The organism is Methylomonas stagni, assembly GCF_050154735.1.
In the GTDB taxonomy this organism is placed as follows: domain Bacteria; phylum Pseudomonadota; class Gammaproteobacteria; order Methylococcales; family Methylomonadaceae; genus Methylomonas; species Methylomonas koyamae_A.
The window spans coordinates 728,389-742,435 of the sequence record NZ_CP189557.1; the positions used below are offsets into that span (position 1 = coordinate 728,389).

At 56.9% G+C, this 14,047-nt stretch carries 16 protein-coding genes; 12 read left to right on the top strand and 4 right to left on the bottom strand.

The window, feature by feature from the left end; translation table 11 throughout:
* The first annotated feature begins 96 nt into the window (after window positions 1-96).
* Complete coding sequence (locus tag ACP4CD_RS03435; RefSeq protein ID WP_426993535.1) at window positions 97-708, top strand: TetR/AcrR family transcriptional regulator; 612 nt, start codon at window positions 97-99, stop codon at window positions 706-708.
* 1 nt (window position 709) lies between these two features.
* On the top strand, window positions 710-1,843 hold the full coding sequence (locus tag ACP4CD_RS03440; RefSeq protein WP_426993537.1) for a methyltransferase: 1,134 nt from the start codon (window positions 710-712) through the stop codon (window positions 1,841-1,843).
* Between the two features lie 143 nt (window positions 1,844-1,986).
* On the opposite strand, the gene ACP4CD_RS03445 is transcribed toward ACP4CD_RS03440, so the two are convergent.
* Window positions 1,987-3,021 carry a PLP-dependent aminotransferase family protein gene (locus ACP4CD_RS03445; RefSeq protein ID WP_426993539.1) on the bottom strand — a complete coding sequence of 345 codons (1,035 nt, stop codon included), beginning with the start codon at window positions 3,019-3,021 and terminating at the stop codon, window positions 1,987-1,989.
* Window positions 3,018-3,452 (bottom strand): GntR family transcriptional regulator, encoded by a 435-nt coding sequence (locus tag ACP4CD_RS03450; RefSeq protein ID WP_426993541.1) that lies wholly within the window; start codon window positions 3,450-3,452, stop codon window positions 3,018-3,020. Before ACP4CD_RS03450 ends, ACP4CD_RS03445 begins: the two co-directional genes overlap by 4 nt.
* A gap of 117 nt (window positions 3,453-3,569) precedes the next feature.
* Between ACP4CD_RS03450 and ACP4CD_RS03455 the strand changes: the two genes are divergently transcribed.
* The 7 genes from ACP4CD_RS03455 to ACP4CD_RS03485 all read left to right on the top strand — a co-directional run bounded on the left by ACP4CD_RS03455 (window position 3,570) and on the right by ACP4CD_RS03485 (window position 8,030).
* A complete protein-coding gene (locus tag ACP4CD_RS03455; protein WP_313730120.1) occupies window positions 3,570-4,004 on the top strand; it encodes a carboxymuconolactone decarboxylase family protein in 435 nt (144 codons plus the stop codon).
* Window positions 4,005-4,014: 10 nt separating this feature from the next.
* The gene (locus tag ACP4CD_RS03460) at window positions 4,015-4,260 is read left to right on the top strand and encodes a hypothetical protein (RefSeq protein WP_313730121.1); all 246 of its coding nucleotides are present in this window, start codon (window positions 4,015-4,017) and stop codon (window positions 4,258-4,260) included.
* A gap of 126 nt (window positions 4,261-4,386) precedes the next feature.
* Window positions 4,387-5,460, top strand: coding sequence for a bifunctional DNA-binding transcriptional regulator/O6-methylguanine-DNA methyltransferase Ada (gene ada / locus ACP4CD_RS03465; RefSeq protein WP_426993543.1), 1,074 nt, complete (start codon window positions 4,387-4,389; stop codon window positions 5,458-5,460).
* A gap of 83 nt (window positions 5,461-5,543) precedes the next feature.
* On the top strand, window positions 5,544-5,915 hold the full coding sequence (locus ACP4CD_RS03470; RefSeq protein WP_426993544.1) for a hypothetical protein: 372 nt from the start codon (window positions 5,544-5,546) through the stop codon (window positions 5,913-5,915).
* The gene (locus tag ACP4CD_RS03475) at window positions 5,915-6,481 is read left to right on the top strand and encodes a hypothetical protein (RefSeq protein WP_064030209.1); all 567 of its coding nucleotides are present in this window, start codon (window positions 5,915-5,917) and stop codon (window positions 6,479-6,481) included. Before ACP4CD_RS03470 ends, ACP4CD_RS03475 begins: the two co-directional genes overlap by 1 nt.
* Before the next feature lie 115 nt (window positions 6,482-6,596).
* A complete protein-coding gene (locus tag ACP4CD_RS03480) occupies window positions 6,597-7,280 on the top strand; it encodes an HAD family hydrolase (protein WP_426993546.1) in 684 nt (227 codons plus the stop codon).
* 90 nt (window positions 7,281-7,370) lie between these two features.
* Window positions 7,371-8,030, top strand: coding sequence for an HAD-IA family hydrolase (locus ACP4CD_RS03485; RefSeq protein ID WP_426993548.1), 660 nt, complete (start codon window positions 7,371-7,373; stop codon window positions 8,028-8,030).
* Between the two features lie 549 nt (window positions 8,031-8,579).
* Here ACP4CD_RS03485 and ACP4CD_RS03490 read toward each other — a convergent pair.
* Both ACP4CD_RS03490 and ACP4CD_RS03495 read right to left on the bottom strand, forming a co-directional pair.
* Entirely contained in the window at window positions 8,580-9,974 is a 1,395-nt protein-coding gene (locus ACP4CD_RS03490; RefSeq protein ID WP_426993550.1) for a DUF6513 domain-containing protein, read from the bottom strand.
* Window positions 9,971-10,507 carry a flavoprotein gene (locus ACP4CD_RS03495; protein ID WP_426993551.1) on the bottom strand — a complete coding sequence of 179 codons (537 nt, stop codon included), beginning with the start codon at window positions 10,505-10,507 and terminating at the stop codon, window positions 9,971-9,973. Before ACP4CD_RS03495 ends, ACP4CD_RS03490 begins: the two co-directional genes overlap by 4 nt.
* Window positions 10,508-10,942: 435 nt before the next feature.
* Here ACP4CD_RS03495 and ACP4CD_RS03500 point away from each other — a divergent pair, with 435 nt between their 5' ends.
* From ACP4CD_RS03500 to ACP4CD_RS03510, 3 genes are all read left to right on the top strand, one after another.
* Window positions 10,943-12,475, top strand: a complete 1,533-nt coding sequence (locus ACP4CD_RS03500) for an AAA family ATPase (RefSeq protein ID WP_426993553.1) — start codon at window positions 10,943-10,945, stop codon at window positions 12,473-12,475.
* 161 nt (window positions 12,476-12,636) lie between these two features.
* Window positions 12,637-13,080: a hypothetical protein gene (locus ACP4CD_RS03505; RefSeq protein WP_426993555.1), complete on the top strand. Its 444-nt coding sequence runs from the start codon at window positions 12,637-12,639 to the stop codon at window positions 13,078-13,080.
* 530 nt (window positions 13,081-13,610) lie between these two features.
* Window positions 13,611-13,967, top strand: a complete 357-nt coding sequence (locus ACP4CD_RS03510) for a hypothetical protein (RefSeq protein WP_426993556.1) — start codon at window positions 13,611-13,613, stop codon at window positions 13,965-13,967.
* The last annotated feature ends 80 nt before the right edge of the window (window positions 13,968-14,047 follow it).

The following is a 14,047-nucleotide window of genomic DNA, read 5'->3' on the forward strand; positions in this document are numbered from 1 at the left end:
GTTCAATCAAACCCCGCATCTTGATTGGTAAAACTGCTAGGGCGGTTGTGCCGCCGGTGCTAACCTGCCGCCGTCATGGTTTGCAGGAGATTTACGATGAACGATATTCGCGACCCGGTTTATGCGCGTCTGCTCAAGGCGGCGCTGGACTGTTTTCTTGCCGACGAATACCACAAGGTTACCACCCGCGCCATCGCCGATCAGGCGGGCGTCAACATCTCGATGATCCGCTATTACTTCGGCAACAAGGAAGGCCTCTACGAAGAAATGATCCGCGAGACGCTCAAGCCTCTCTTGGACATGCTCGACAGCGATACGCTGTCCGAGGCCGGCGGTTTCGCCGACTATCTGCGTCTGTATTACGACACCATGCGCAAGCATCCCGAGTTTCCCAAGCTCATCCTCAAGGTGCTGGCCCTCAACCACGGGCCGGGTCGGCGTTTTATCCTGCAATTGTTGGAGCGCGGACGCAGCGGCGGTGCAAGGCGGCTGGAACAGCTGAAGGCAAGCGGGCAGGTCGATCGGGCGATCAATCCCGACGTGGCGCGGATGGCTTTCGTCAGCCTTGCGATGATGCCGATGCTGCTGAAAGACATCTTCGAGGAACAGATGGGCGGGCAGATGGACGAAGCCTTCCTCGACGAACTCGCCGCTTTCAACGGCAAGCTGTTGGCGGCGGGCATGGTCGCCGCACAAGCGGGAGCCTGACATGACCTTGCAAAAGAACGCCGGCGCGGTGCGCCGCTTCGCCAAACTCGCCCGATTCGGCGCCTGGCTGCAAAACCTGCCCAACAAAATCGTGCCGCCGCCGTTCCGCTTGATCCAAATCGGTTCGGCCTTCTGGCAATCGCGGGCGCTGTATGTCGCGGCGCGGCTGGACATCGCCGGCGCGCTGGCCGATGGCGCATTAAGCGCCGAAACCCTGGCCGAACGCGTTGCCGCCGACGCCGATGCGCTCTACCGCTTGCTGCGCATGCTGGCGGCGGTGGGGGTGTTCGAGGAAGTCTCGCCGCGTCGTTTCCGCAACAACCAGCTTTCGTCCTGCCTGTGCCCGGATCATCCCCAAAGCGTTCGGGCGATGGTGCTGATGCATAACTCGCCGGAAATGGGCCGGCCGTGGTTCGAGCAATTGGAGCAGGGCGTTCGTAGCGGCGGCGTGCCGTTCGAATCGGCGCACGGGCAGGCGTTTTACTCGTATATGGACGGCAACCCCGAATTCGATAAGCTGTTCGCGCAAGCGATGGATAGCGTGGAAGCCTTGGCCGGCGACAGCTTTGTTACCGATTTCGATTGGTCGCGCTTCGAGCGCATCGTCGACGTCGGCGGCTCCAAGGGCGCAAAATCGCTGGCCATCCTCAAGCGCCATCCGCATCTCAAGGCGCTGGTGGCCGACCGCGAACAAGTCATCCAAGGCGCGGCGCAGTTCTGGAAAGACCAGGGCGAGGGCGCCGCACTGCAACGCATGCGCTTCGTAGCCTGCGACCTGCTGCAATCCGTGCCCAAGGCGCAAAGCGGCAAGGACATTTACCTGTTGAGCGCCGTGCTGCATGGCTTCGATGATGCCACTTGCATCGCCGCTTTATCCAACGTGGCGAGCGCCGCCGCAGACTGTGACGCGACCATCGCCGTGATGGAAATGCTGATGCCGGACAGCCACGCCGACATCGCCACGGCCGCGTTCGACCTGCAAATGTTCGTCAACACGCGCGGTCGGGAACGGACGCTGGCGGAATGGCGGCGGCTGTTCGATGCTAGCGGGCTGGCGCTGCTGGAGGTAGTAGGCTTGCGGACGTTCGGAAACATCCTGGTGCTGGGTAGCGTTCAACGACGTTCGTCGCCATGACGCGGCAATTAACCGGCGATAGCTTGCGCGATAGGCCTTGGCAAGTTTGTAATTGGCGCTGCTGTTAGTGATTTTAAGCAAGCATTGGTTTAGCCAATTTTGCTTCGGCGAATAGTTCAGTATTCAGTCAATTTCAAAGCATGTCATAGAATTTCGCTTATCCGGCTGACTCCACTGACAATTTGCTCCGGCCTGAACGCCGAGAAACCCAAAACCAAACCGCTGGGCGGCTTACGTTCGATGCCGTAAAACGATAGCGGCCGTGTTTCAATGCCGCCTTGTTTTAAACGCTCGGTTACCTCGACGTCTTCGAACCCTTCCGGCAGGTATGCGCAGGCATCGAGTCCGGTGGAAATCGGGCAAACGTCGAGCAGGCCTTTCAACTGGTTATCGCAGGCGGTAATAAACGTTTCGGCGCGTTCCTGGTAGATCATCTTCATCCGTCGCAAATGTCTGGCGTAGTGGCCTTCGGCAATAAATTCGCTCAGCACCGCTTGAGCTTCCAGCCCGACATGGCGGCAGGTCAGGCTCATCGCCGACGCAAACGGTGTTTGCAGCCACTTCGGTACCACTGCATAAGCTAAACGGATACTCGGAAACAACAGTTTGCTGAACGTGCCCATATAGATTACCCGGTCAGTGGCATCTAGACTTTTGACCGGTGCCATCGGAGTACCGTGGAAGCGGAATTCGCCGTCGTAATCGTCTTCGAGTATCGTCGTTTGATGGCGTTCCGCCCACTTTAGCAGCGCGATTCGGCGTTCGAGGCTTAGTGCTGGGCCAATTGGAGATTGGTGGGCGGAAGTCACGTAGGCCAGTTTGGCGTGTGCGGCGTTTTGAATTGCCGCTTCGATATCCATCCCGTTCGAATCAATCGGTACGGCATGCACCCGTGCGCCGACGGCCGCAAACAAGGTTTTCGCGCCGGGATAGCCGGGGTCCTCCATCCATACCGTATCGCCGGGATCGAGCAGCAAGCGTGCGCACAAATCCAGGGTTTGCTGGGCGCTGTGGGTGATGATCACTTGCTCCGGTGTGCAGCTAATGCGCTGCGTATATCGTAAATGTTCTGCAATCGAAGCGCGTAACGGATGATAGCCGGTCGGATCAGCGTAACCCATTCTGCGCGGACGCAAGGCATTCGCACGTTTGGAGGCGATACGGTTCCAGATGTTCAACGGAAAGTGCTCGAAATCCGGTTGATTGGGTTTGAAAGGAACGGGAGCGGATTCGGCGGCACCGTAAAAAAAGGGCTGTCCGCCAGTACTTGACCCAGTTGCGATAGCCTGCCTTTTGCCGAAACCGCGGCGCGGTCTTGTGGGGCGGGTGCACTATCCAAACTATCCGGCAGTTTGGCTGAGACAAACGTACCTTTGCCGGTACGGGATGCAATATAGCCTTCCGCCAATAATTGTTCATAGCCCAAAACCACCATGCTGCGGGAAACCCCGTAGTGTTTGGCAAAATCGCGGGTAGTGGGCAGTCTGACGTTAGGTTTCAAACGGCCACTCAAAATAGCCAAGCGAATCTCGCTGTAAATCCAGTCTTTGATCGAGCATTGCACCGGTTTCGCTGCAATGGAAAGTTCAATCTGTTCCGCTAATCTCACGATTCTATTTCGATAAATTGGTCTGGTTATTTTTTCACTTATTGGTATTTCTATTAAACCATTCGATTGGCGAGAATAGCACCAATTTCACGTGACCGACAGTATTAGGAGTAGCTCATGACCCAACGCTTCAGCTATCAAACCAGCGGCTATCAGGCCATGTACGGTTTGCATCAATACGTACAGGGCTGTGGGCTCGATCACGGCTTGCTCGAACTGATACGGCTGCGCATCTCGCAAATCAACGGCTGCGCGTATTGCATCAATATGCATGCGCCATTGGCGCAACAGAACGGCATATCCATAACCAAGGTCCATCTGGTGGCGGCCTGGAAGGAAGCCAATGTGTTTACCGAACGCGAATTAGCGGCTTTGGCTTGGGCGGAAGCCGTCACGGCGTTAAGGGACGCTGAGGTACCGGAATCCGTCTATCAGCTGGCTAAAGCGCAATTCAGTGACCATGAATTATCCGACCTGACGCTTGCGGTAGCCGAAATGAACGCCTGGAACCGGTTGATGATTGCATCGAGAACGCCGCCGGAAATCGAGTAAGCGGAGCTCGATGATACAATCTATAGACGAGATTATTGAAAACGATGACATCGTGGCGGTTTACCCACTGATGAGCATACTTCGTCCCCATTTGCCGGATGCGGTGGCATTTGTGGCCCAAGTGCAGCGGCAAGCTCAAGCCGGCTATCATTTGGCCGGATTTCGTCGCAACCAGCAATGGCGAGGTCTGATTGGGTTTCGTCTGGGCGAAAACCTGCTGTACGGCACCTATCTTCAAAAGTTTATAACGCTTTAGACGGTTAAGTAATGCTCCAGATGTTTTGATAACAAGCTAATTTGAATTTGAAAGCAAGACTCGGAGTGTTCAAGCACGGTGATTTGGGTAAATTAACGGCGTGAATGAACGAAATCCGGAGCCGACATGCCGAAGCCGATTGAAACCGACGCTTTGCCAACAGAAAACGATCCTCGTTGGCGAGCCGTGCTGGCCCGCGATCCGGCAGCCGACGGTCGCTTTTTCTACTCGGTCAAAACTACCGGTATTTATTGTCGACCGTCTTGTCCGGCGCGTACCGCCAAACCTGAAAATGTGCAGTTCTATCTCAGCCGAGAAGAAGCTGAAGCGGCTGGATTCCGCCCCTGTCGGCGTTGTAAACCGGATCAACCTGCCTTGCGCGAACGCCACGCCGATAAAGTGACCGAAATCTGCCGTTTGCTGGAAACAGCCGAAACCGAGCCTAGCCTTACCGAGTTGGCGGCTATCGCCGGACTAAGTACCTTTCATTTTCATCGAATTTTTAAGGCCATCACTGGCTTGACACCTAAAGCCTATGCGGCAGCTCAGCGCGGTAACCGGGTTCGGAGTCAACTGGCGAATAGTCAGTCGGTAACCGCCGCCATCCATAATGCCGGTTACAATTCCAGCAGCCGTTTTTACGAGCAATCGCCGCAACTATTGGGTATGACGCCATCCGACTACCGTGCCGGCGGTGCCAATAGCCGGATTCGCTTTGCCTTGGGCGAATGCTCATTGGGTTCTATTCTGGTGGCGGCCAGCGAAATCGGAATTTGTGCCATTGCGTTGGGCGATGATCCCGGCCGCCTGGCTCGAGAGTTACAAGACCGTTTCCCTCAGGCTGAACTGATCGGCGGCGACAACGAATTCGAACGATGGGTTGCCAAAGTGGTCGGTTTGGTTGAAGCTCCTGCCATCGGCTTGGATTTACCGCTGGACATGCGAGGTACTGCATTTCAACAGCGGGTTTGGCAAGCTTTGCGGCAAATCCCGGTGGGCGAGAAAGTCAGTTACACCGATATTGCTCAACGCATAGGCGCACCGAAGGCAGTACGCGCGGTGGCCGGCGCCTGTGCGGCCAATAATCTGGCCGTCGCAATTCCGTGTCACCGAGTCGTTCGCTCGGATGGCGGTTTGTCCAGTTATCGTTGGGGGGTGGAGCGCAAAGCCGAGTTGTTGCGGCGGGAGAGTGAAGCATGAATGCCGGCGTATTGTCTTGCACATTGCCGCTACCTACGAATTACCGGTTACAGGATATTTTGTCTTTCCATGCCCGTGATGCCTTGGCGGTTGCCGAAACCGTCGAAGCTAACCAATTACGTAAGGGCATCGTGTGGCACGGTTCACCGGTCTGTTTGACGCTCCGTTTTTTACCCATGGCCGCCGAAATAGAACTGAGCATCGATCAAACGTCGGCTTCATTGGACGTTGACAAATTATCCGGACTGGCCGCTCGAATGCTTGGATTAAATCAGCCCGTTGAGTTGGTCATGCTCCGAGCTTTGCACGCCGCCGCTCCCGGAATTCGAGCGGACTTCAATTTTTATCAGCATAACGGTCTTATTCCGGTCGGCGGTCGGAAAATGAGCCAAAATTCGGTTACCAATAACGAGGCACGCATGTACTTTGCGTTAGCTGGCATGGAGGAAGGTTGATGAAATTCACTGGTTGGGCTGTGGCGATTCTGCTGCTGTTGCCGATTTCGGCGTTAGCTGTTTTCAAACCGGTTCGGGTGCTGATTCCGGAAGCATTCGGCGTTCGTTGCAACGAACAAAACCTGTGCATAGACGATGTTTCTCAGCTTACGGCCGCGGAGTCGCTACTTTCCAACTCGAAAACTTATCTTGCCGCGCAATGGGGCTTGTCTATCGGCGAGCCGAAGATCGTCTTTTGTCGCACCGAGCCATGCCGGTCTGCATTCGGTCTATCGAACCAGGCCGGATTCACCTTGGGCAGTTTCGCCATCGCCATCGCGCCGCGCGGTTGGCAACAACACTACGTGGCGCATGAGCTCATCCATCATTGGCAGGCCGACCACTTCGGCAGCCTGGCACTGCTAACCGGCGAGCCGTGGCTAATCGAAGGCATGGCCTATGCTCTGAGCAACGATCCGCGTATAGAACTGCATCAGCCGTTTGAGTCCTATCGTCAGCGTTTCAATGACTGGTACAAACGCAACGCCGACATACCGCTCAAGGAATCGCTGGGTGGGGTGCTCTGAAAATGGCGTCAAGTAGGGCAATGTCCCCTACCAAAAATTGGGTTGGTGCGATAAGCCGTAGGCCATCATTTAGCCCAACCGTACGGTGCCTCAATCTGTATCGCTACCCGTAATCATGATGAAATACAAAGGCATAATTTTTGATTTCAACGGCGTTTTGCTTTGGGATGCACCGCTGCACGTTCAGGCCTGGCAAGCGACGGCGCTACGCCTTAGAGGCTCACCTTTAAACGACGACGAATTTTCAATCCATGTGCATGGCCGTACCAATCGTCACATTTTGAGCTATCTCTGCGGCAGAAACTTTCAAGAAGCAGAGCTGCTTGAGCCGATACAAATCAAGGAGTCAATGTATCGGGATTTATGTTTAAAAAATCCCGAGATGTTTGTTTTGTCTCCCGGTGCCGAAGCGCTGCTTGACTTGGTTTCTAGCAAAGGTATACCCCGTACCATCGCGACAGCCTCCGAAAAAACCAATCTGGATTTTTTCATCCAACACCTCGGTCTGGATAAGTGGTTCGATCTGCCACGGATTGTCTTCGACGACGGGGCTCTTCCCGGTAAACCCGCGCCGGATATGTACGCCAAGGCGGCAACCAATATTGGTTTGCCGCCGTACGATTGCATCGTTGTCGAGGACGCTATTTCCGGTTTCCAATCCGCCCATGCCGCCAACATCGGCCATATCGTCGGTCTTGGTCCGCTTGAAACGCACAACAAGCTTCTCGCCGGCCAAGGGGTCTCGACCGTGATCGAGAGTTTTGAGCAATTTCCGCGCGAGTTGTTAGCCAATGCATGACCTGATAACCGTGACCGGTTAGATCGGAATTCAGACCAAATGACCGGAGTCGGCCAGCTATGGCGTATCGAAGCGTAGGCAATGCGGTAGATGAATAATATTTGTGTCATCTTCGATTTGGACGGCACACTGGTGGACAGCGAAGGACTGTGCAATCAAGCCTTTCTCGACCTGCTTCCGCAGTTGGATGATCCGCTGGAGACCTTGATCGAGCTCTATCGCGGCCAAAAACTAAGTTCGATTCTGATTGACCTTGAACACCGTCTTGGCCTAAAGCTGCCGGATTCGTTTGAACAGCGCTATCGCCAGCGGGTTGCGGCACTCTTCGCGTGTGATTTGAAGCCCATGCCGGGCGTTTTGGAAATGCTCGCAACCCTGAATTCGCCGAAATGCATTGCCTCCAGCGGGCCGCTTCCGAAAATCCGTCAAGCCTTGGCAGTCAGCGGTCTTGCTGCCTATTTTGGTGACAATCTATTCAGTTCCTATGAGATCGGTTCGTGGAAACCCGATCCAGGGCTATTCGAATATGCCGCCAGTGCAATGGGCTTTGAACCGAGCCGGTGCGTAGTGATTGAAGATAGCGAAGTGGGGGTAATGGCTGCGGTAGCCGCAGGCATGACGCCGCTGCATTTTATACGAACCGGCGTGGCCGATTCGTATCGGACCGCGGGCAATCCGGTATTCGATGATATGTCCCAGCTGCCGCAACTGCTCAAGCGGTTTACTAATATGGCGCCATTCAATCGTTAGCCATTCAGGCCCCACCGGCAACCGCCAAAATCAGTGAAAATTTCGCCCGAATGCAAGACCATAGGAAAAAAGTATGACCGCAAAAGAACGTCAACAATTTTGGGTAGCCAACGTCCGCCGAAGTCAGCATATTGGCCGAGCGCACCGGCTCATCCAGTACCGAGATTAGGCAGATGATGGAGAAAATTCGGCGAGTCTCTCAAGCGGCCGTCACCGCGATGAAAACGGCGTGAAAGGGGTGGATTTCGACGTGGCCTGTCGAAAAACGCCGGCGATTCGGTGCGGAACATCGTGGAATCTCAAAGCCACGTCGCGATGTCCGTCGACAGCATCAACACGGCGCTGAAGGAACAAGCCAGCGCAACCGGGGAAATGGCCGGTCGCGTCGAATCGGTATCGCATGACGCGCAAGCCTTGCCGGTTACCGTGGAGCGAACCGAGGTGAATGCCAGGGAATTGGCCTCGGAAGCGCAATCGCTGGACAAATTGGCGGCCAAATTTAAACGGCAAATCCCGCCCGTCGCGGGCGTTGGCCGGGGCGTTGGCGGCTTAGTCTTCGTGCCGCTTCATCGTCGTTCCCGCCGGCTTAAAGGTGTGCAAATCGACCGTGGTTTCGGTCGCCCGGCCGGCGCAGCCCCAATTCAGCGGCTGGTCTTGGGTGAAGCGCTTGCCCAGTTGCCAGGCGATTTCGGCGCGGGCCAGTTCCACACCCAAATAAAACGCGTGACCTCCGTCGGCTTCCACGCCGAGCTTCGGATACAGCTCGAACGGGTCCAGCGCGGTGTGCAGGCCGTCGCGATTGAACACGTGCAAACCGTCGCCGCTGACTTGAATCCGGTAGCTCGGGTCCTTGATTTGCCCGGCCAGCGTCTCGATTTCCTCGCGGCTGTTCAGAAACGGCGCGGTGTCGTGCACGGTCAGCAAGTCGGGGGCAATGTGCTTGGGCAGGGTGTTGTGCTGCTTGGCGGCATACATGATGCGCCGCGCCCGGTCGGCCTCGCGGATCGCCCGGCAGGCGTGCTTACTGACTTCGGTGGCTAGGATGTGGCCGATGTCCAGTTCCGAGCAAATGCCCAGCAACAGCGCATTGATGCCGGAAGTGTCGGCGTGAGTCAGTTCGGTCAAATTGCCGACGCCCATCATCATCTCCATCTCGGGATAGCGTTGGCGGAAGGCGTGATTGCGAACCACGGATTCGGTAAAGCCGAAATGGATAGGATCCAGAATCGGATCGACGATGAAGGCGCGGCCCTTGGCTAGCAGCGTTTCGATGGCCTTGTCCAACGTGCTCAGGTCGCCGTGGGTTTGCGGAATCAAAATCGGCGTGGCCGCCACCTCGTCGGCGATCCACAAACTGCGCTCGGTCAAACTCAGCATGTAATCGGCGCCGGCCCCGGCGCCGGCCAGCAAATCGGCGTCTTCCAGCGAATCGATGCTGACCGTGTAGCCGGCCTGCTTCAAGGCCTGGATGGTCTCGCGCAAATGCGGGAACGGCGTGCCGGGCAGGCAACCGATGTCGATTACGTCGGCGCCGTTGGCGACGTAGTAGGCGGCGCGTTGCAAGATCGCCTCGATACCGATGTTCGGCGCATCGACGATTTCGGCGAAGATCTTGGTGCGGTATTGGCTCAAATCGTAATGGTGGGCGGCCATGCCGAAATGTTGCGGCAAATCCTTGATTTCCTCAGGGCCGCGCTCGACCGGCACGCCGAAGTGTTGGCTCAGCACCGCCAAGTCGCCCCGGCAGCGGCCGGGCAGTATCACCCGGTCGGCGCCCAGCGCGTCCGGCAAGCGGCGGATAATCATGTCCACGGTAATCAGCGCGGCCACCGTCACGCCCATCACGTGTACCTTGTACTGAAATTCCGGCTGCATCGCTTCCAGTACTTGGCGGACTTGCTTTTCCGCCAATTTGCCGGTGATGAACAGAATTTTTTCGCTCATAGCGCCGCCAGTCTGGCCTTGACCGCGATGATCAATTGCTCCACGTCGTCGACGACCTGGGTGTAGGGAAAGCGGCGCAAGCGGTCGGTGGCTTCCAAATCGATGGGCCTGGGATAGACCATGAATTTCTTGTGGCCGGGCGCGGTGGTTTCGATTTCCGGTGCGGTATCGCAGGGATAGATAATGCTCGGAATCCGGCACTTGCCGGCCTGGGCGTACAAATTGGTCGCCAGCGAATCGGCGATGCCGAGCACGCATTTGGCGACGGTGTTGGACGTGGTCGGCGCCATCACGAAAGTATGGTAATCGCCCTTGTAAAACAGACCGACCGGCGGCGCCGAGGCGGCCTTGTCGCGGTACACCGGCATTTGGGCGCGGATGTCGTCGAGTTTGATGCCGTACATTTTCAGCACTTCCTCGCCGGCCTGGCTCAGATACAGATCGACATGATCCAGCGTCAAAATAAACTCCAGGCATTCTTCTATGTAATGTCCGGAACCGGTAATGGCCCAGGCGAGACGCGGCGTAGTCATGGTTAAGGTATCGGTGGCGGGGCGCTTATTATACTGGAAGCGGCCGGCTTTGCCGTTTGAGAGGGGCTTCGGCTTCGGCTCCGCTCAGCCGGCGGATAGTCGGTGTGTGGCCGACTCGTGTGCTCAGCCGACGGAAAGTCCGCGCGGGGCCGACTCGTGTGCTCAGCCGACGGAAAGTCCGTGCGGGGCCGACTCGTGCCGCTCAGCCGGCGGATAGTCCGCGCGGGGCCGACTCGTGTGCTCAGCCGACGGATAGTCCGCGCGGGGCCGACTCGTATGCTCATCAGCCGGAGGATAACTTGCGCGGGGCGGATGGTTCGTGCCGCTTGGGGACGTTAGCAAGCGTCAAACTTAACGGCATCGCCCGACCGATTTAGGCATAATGTTCATCGGGCTTAACGGTTTAATCTCTATCAACGAAAGGAAGGGTGAGCCATGGTGGAATACTCGCGCGCGGAGCCGGCGCGGCAGGCGCATGTCATGACGTTTACCAGCGGTAAGGGCGGCGTGGGCAAGACGTGTTTGACCGCCAACATCGCGGCGGCGATGGCGTCGCGCGGCGCCAAGGTCTGCATATTCGATGCCGATACCGGACTTGCCAACATCAATATTCTGTTGGGCCTACGTCCCGAGTTTACGCTGGAACACGTGCTGCGCGGCGAAAAAACCATCAACGAGGTAGTCGTGACGACCGCCGGCGGCATCGCCGTGGTGCCGGGGGCGTCCGGCATCGCCGCCTGCGCGAATCTCGGCGCCGGCGAAGCGCGCAGGCTGTTGGACGCCTTGACGGCCCTGGAAAGCCGGTACGACTACATTCTGATCGATTCCGCCGCCGGCGTCGCCGAACCTGTCTTGCAATTCGTCGAGGCCGCCCCAACGGCGTTTTTGGTGATCACCGCCGAGCCGACCTCGCTGACCGATGCCTTTTCCCTGCTGAAACTGTTGAACGCCAGGCATTACCCAGGCCAGTTGAAAGTGATCGTCAATCAAGCCGCCGACTACGCCGCCGCGATGGAAACCTATCGGCGCTTCGCCGCCGTGGTCGAAAAATACCTGAGCTTGCGGGCGGACTATGGCGGCTACGTCGCGCGCGACGAAAACCTGCCGCGTTCGGTGACGCTGCAATCGCCGATTGTCGAACTCATCAGCCAGTCGCCGGCCAGCCGCTGTCTGACCGCGCTGGCCGACAACATCGTCAAATGCATCGGCGGCGAGTCGCCGCAAACCGGGTTAAGCGATTATTGGCGAGGGGCCTTGATGGAAAGCCAGGTCCCGGCGGATGCGATCGGATTTGCGGTGTCCGCCGAACCCGCCAACCCCAAGCTTGGCGATCGCGAACAGGCCGAAGCGGCCTTATTGCGCGGCATCGCCGAATTCGTCGAGCGCCACGGCGAGTTTCCGCAAGCTTTCAAGCAACTGTTTTTTCGCTGGCTGGAAACCGAAAACCACGCCGCTCCCCGCCTGATCGAATTAGTAACGACCCTGGAAGCGCTGTACACCGCCCGTTACCGCGAGCCGATGTTCGGCTTGGAAAGCAACGCCGCCCGGCTGGTTGCGCAAACCGGCGGCGCCGAGGATCAATTGCGCGGCCTGATTCGCCAATTGCGCGACGCTTACCGACAGGCGCACGCAAGCGACGTAATCGATCTCGAACAGGAACTATCCGCCACGATAGGCCGCGACGACTTCACCGAGGAACGCTTCGAGGCGTTGGCGATACGCATGCGCGCGGCGTTTCAAGCGCGTTTCAACAAGCCTTACCAAAGTCAAAGCGAGTTGTTGCTGGAATCCACCGCCGAGGCGCTGGCGGCGATGGCTGGTCAAGAACAGGCCTTGCAAACCGAATTCGCCTCCTTGTCCCAGCAAATGCGGCAACTCACCTCGCGGCGCGAAGCATTGTTGACCGCCATCGAGCACGCCCGAGAGCAGCAACTAACCATTGCCCGCCAAAGCCCTATCGACGGCTGATACCAGCCGGTCATCGCGGGCCGAGCGGGTCTGACCGCGGTCGCCGACTCGTATCGCAGCCGGTCGGACCGCCCGAGGGCTTGAAATCGGCGCTGTGCGGGCAGTATTCAGTTCGGGCCGAGCTCGCCGAAGTTCGCTGATGCACCCTTCGACAAGCTCTCATGAAACAGCTTTTTCTGCTTACAACAATCAACTGCTTACAACAGGGCAAACAAACTAAAAATCGCGTCAAACAGCGACTGTTTCACGGTAACGCCATGCGCCCGAAGGGGGCTTGCTTTGCGCAGGGCGAACGGTATTTAAGCGCCGGGTTAATCATCCGAAAACCGATGGACGCGCATCGGTCTTGGAATCGCGTGTTTCCAGCGTTCCGTGACGTGCTTCCACGCTTCCGTGTCGTGTTTCCAGCGTTCCGTGACGTGCTTCCAGAGTTCCGTGACGTGTTTCCAGACTTCCGTGTCGTGTTTCCGCTCTGGAAACGCATGCTTCAGCCGTTCCGTGAAACCCGAATTGCTGCAAGCCACGCCGGCCGAGGCTTGCAGCGCTTTGCCCCCTGCGTTGGAAACGCGCGCCGGAAAGGTTTGGGGGCGCTACCGCATTGCTAGGGGACTTTACCGCGCGATTTCGGTAGCCGCATCGCGGATTTTGGACGTTGCGGCTTTCAGAGCCTGGCTAGCATTAGGACATGTCGAATAACGATCAACCGTTTCGGTCGGCGTTGGCCTGGGAGTTTGAAATCGCCCCGATTAATTCGGTTGACCCAAACCTTAGTCGGGAGCTTATTCGGTGCTGGCGGGGTTTTAGCCGCCGGCTTTCCGGCGCTGATTGCGCCAGTTAAGCCGGCCGCGCGCTAAAGGCCATCGATGCCGGCAAATAGGCTGCGCGAGATGGCGGATTGCAGTTTATTGCGGTCTGCCGGCTAAACTGATTCAATGGCCGCGCTTTGATGGTAAACGGGCAAGCAAGCGGCTATAGGTGATATGCGGACGAGAAAATTCATAGCGAATCAACGAGGTGGTCCGTCGAAGATCATTTTCGGTAGATATACGGAACCATCTAATTACTAGTTAGCAATCTCATGTTGTTGCGCTCAATTTTCTTATTCCTGACTACTCTATTTCTATTAGAGGGCTGCATGCCATTACCGCACATACGTCAGCTTAAACCAGAGCTAAATGGCACATTAAACTCCCGTGGATCGCCATTGAGTGGTACACGCATTCAATTTTGTGCCAAAGGGCTTGTTCCTGAAAATTGTGAGCAGTTCAAGGAAACAATCACTGACGAACAGGGCCTCTTTCACTTTAATGGGGAAAGTGAGCTAGAGTTTTTTGCGTGGCTGATAGGAGACCCGTTGTATGCCTATGGAATTAAAGTTTCGTATGACAGCAGGGAGCTGGAGTGGTCGGATGGCGGAATTGGCTATTCGCCTGATCATGTGATTCTGCACTGTGAAATTACCGAGCAACTCTTATGTACCAGCGAACCGTAAAAATTGCTAACCCGGCGCTCAAGGTGACGCTCCGCTTCGCTACGCGCCCCTTAGCTGGGCGTTAGGCGTCGCTAGCTGGC

Coding starts and splice junctions, on each gene's coding strand:
- ACP4CD_RS03435 (WP_426993535.1), top strand. CDS start 97: ATGAACGATATTCGCGACCCGGTTTATGCGCGTCTGCTCAAGGCGGCG.
- ACP4CD_RS03440 (WP_426993537.1), top strand. CDS start 710: ATGACCTTGCAAAAGAACGCCGGCGCGGTGCGCCGCTTCGCCAAACTC.
- ACP4CD_RS03455 (WP_313730120.1), top strand. CDS start 3,570: ATGACCCAACGCTTCAGCTATCAAACCAGCGGCTATCAGGCCATGTAC.
- ACP4CD_RS03460 (WP_313730121.1), top strand. CDS start 4,015: ATGATACAATCTATAGACGAGATTATTGAAAACGATGACATCGTGGCG.
- ada (WP_426993543.1), top strand. CDS start 4,387: ATGCCGAAGCCGATTGAAACCGACGCTTTGCCAACAGAAAACGATCCT.
- ACP4CD_RS03475 (WP_064030209.1), top strand. CDS start 5,915: ATGAAATTCACTGGTTGGGCTGTGGCGATTCTGCTGCTGTTGCCGATT.
- ACP4CD_RS03480 (WP_426993546.1), top strand. CDS start 6,597: ATGATGAAATACAAAGGCATAATTTTTGATTTCAACGGCGTTTTGCTT.
- ACP4CD_RS03485 (WP_426993548.1), top strand. CDS start 7,371: ATGAATAATATTTGTGTCATCTTCGATTTGGACGGCACACTGGTGGAC.
- ACP4CD_RS03490 (WP_426993550.1), bottom strand. CDS start 9,974: ATGAGCGAAAAAATTCTGTTCATCACCGGCAAATTGGCGGAAAAGCAA.
- ACP4CD_RS03495 (WP_426993551.1), bottom strand. CDS start 10,507: ATGACTACGCCGCGTCTCGCCTGGGCCATTACCGGTTCCGGACATTAC.
- ACP4CD_RS03500 (WP_426993553.1), top strand. CDS start 10,943: ATGGTGGAATACTCGCGCGCGGAGCCGGCGCGGCAGGCGCATGTCATG.
- ACP4CD_RS03505 (WP_426993555.1), top strand. CDS start 12,637: ATGAAACAGCTTTTTCTGCTTACAACAATCAACTGCTTACAACAGGGC.
- ACP4CD_RS03510 (WP_426993556.1), top strand. CDS start 13,611: ATGCCATTACCGCACATACGTCAGCTTAAACCAGAGCTAAATGGCACA.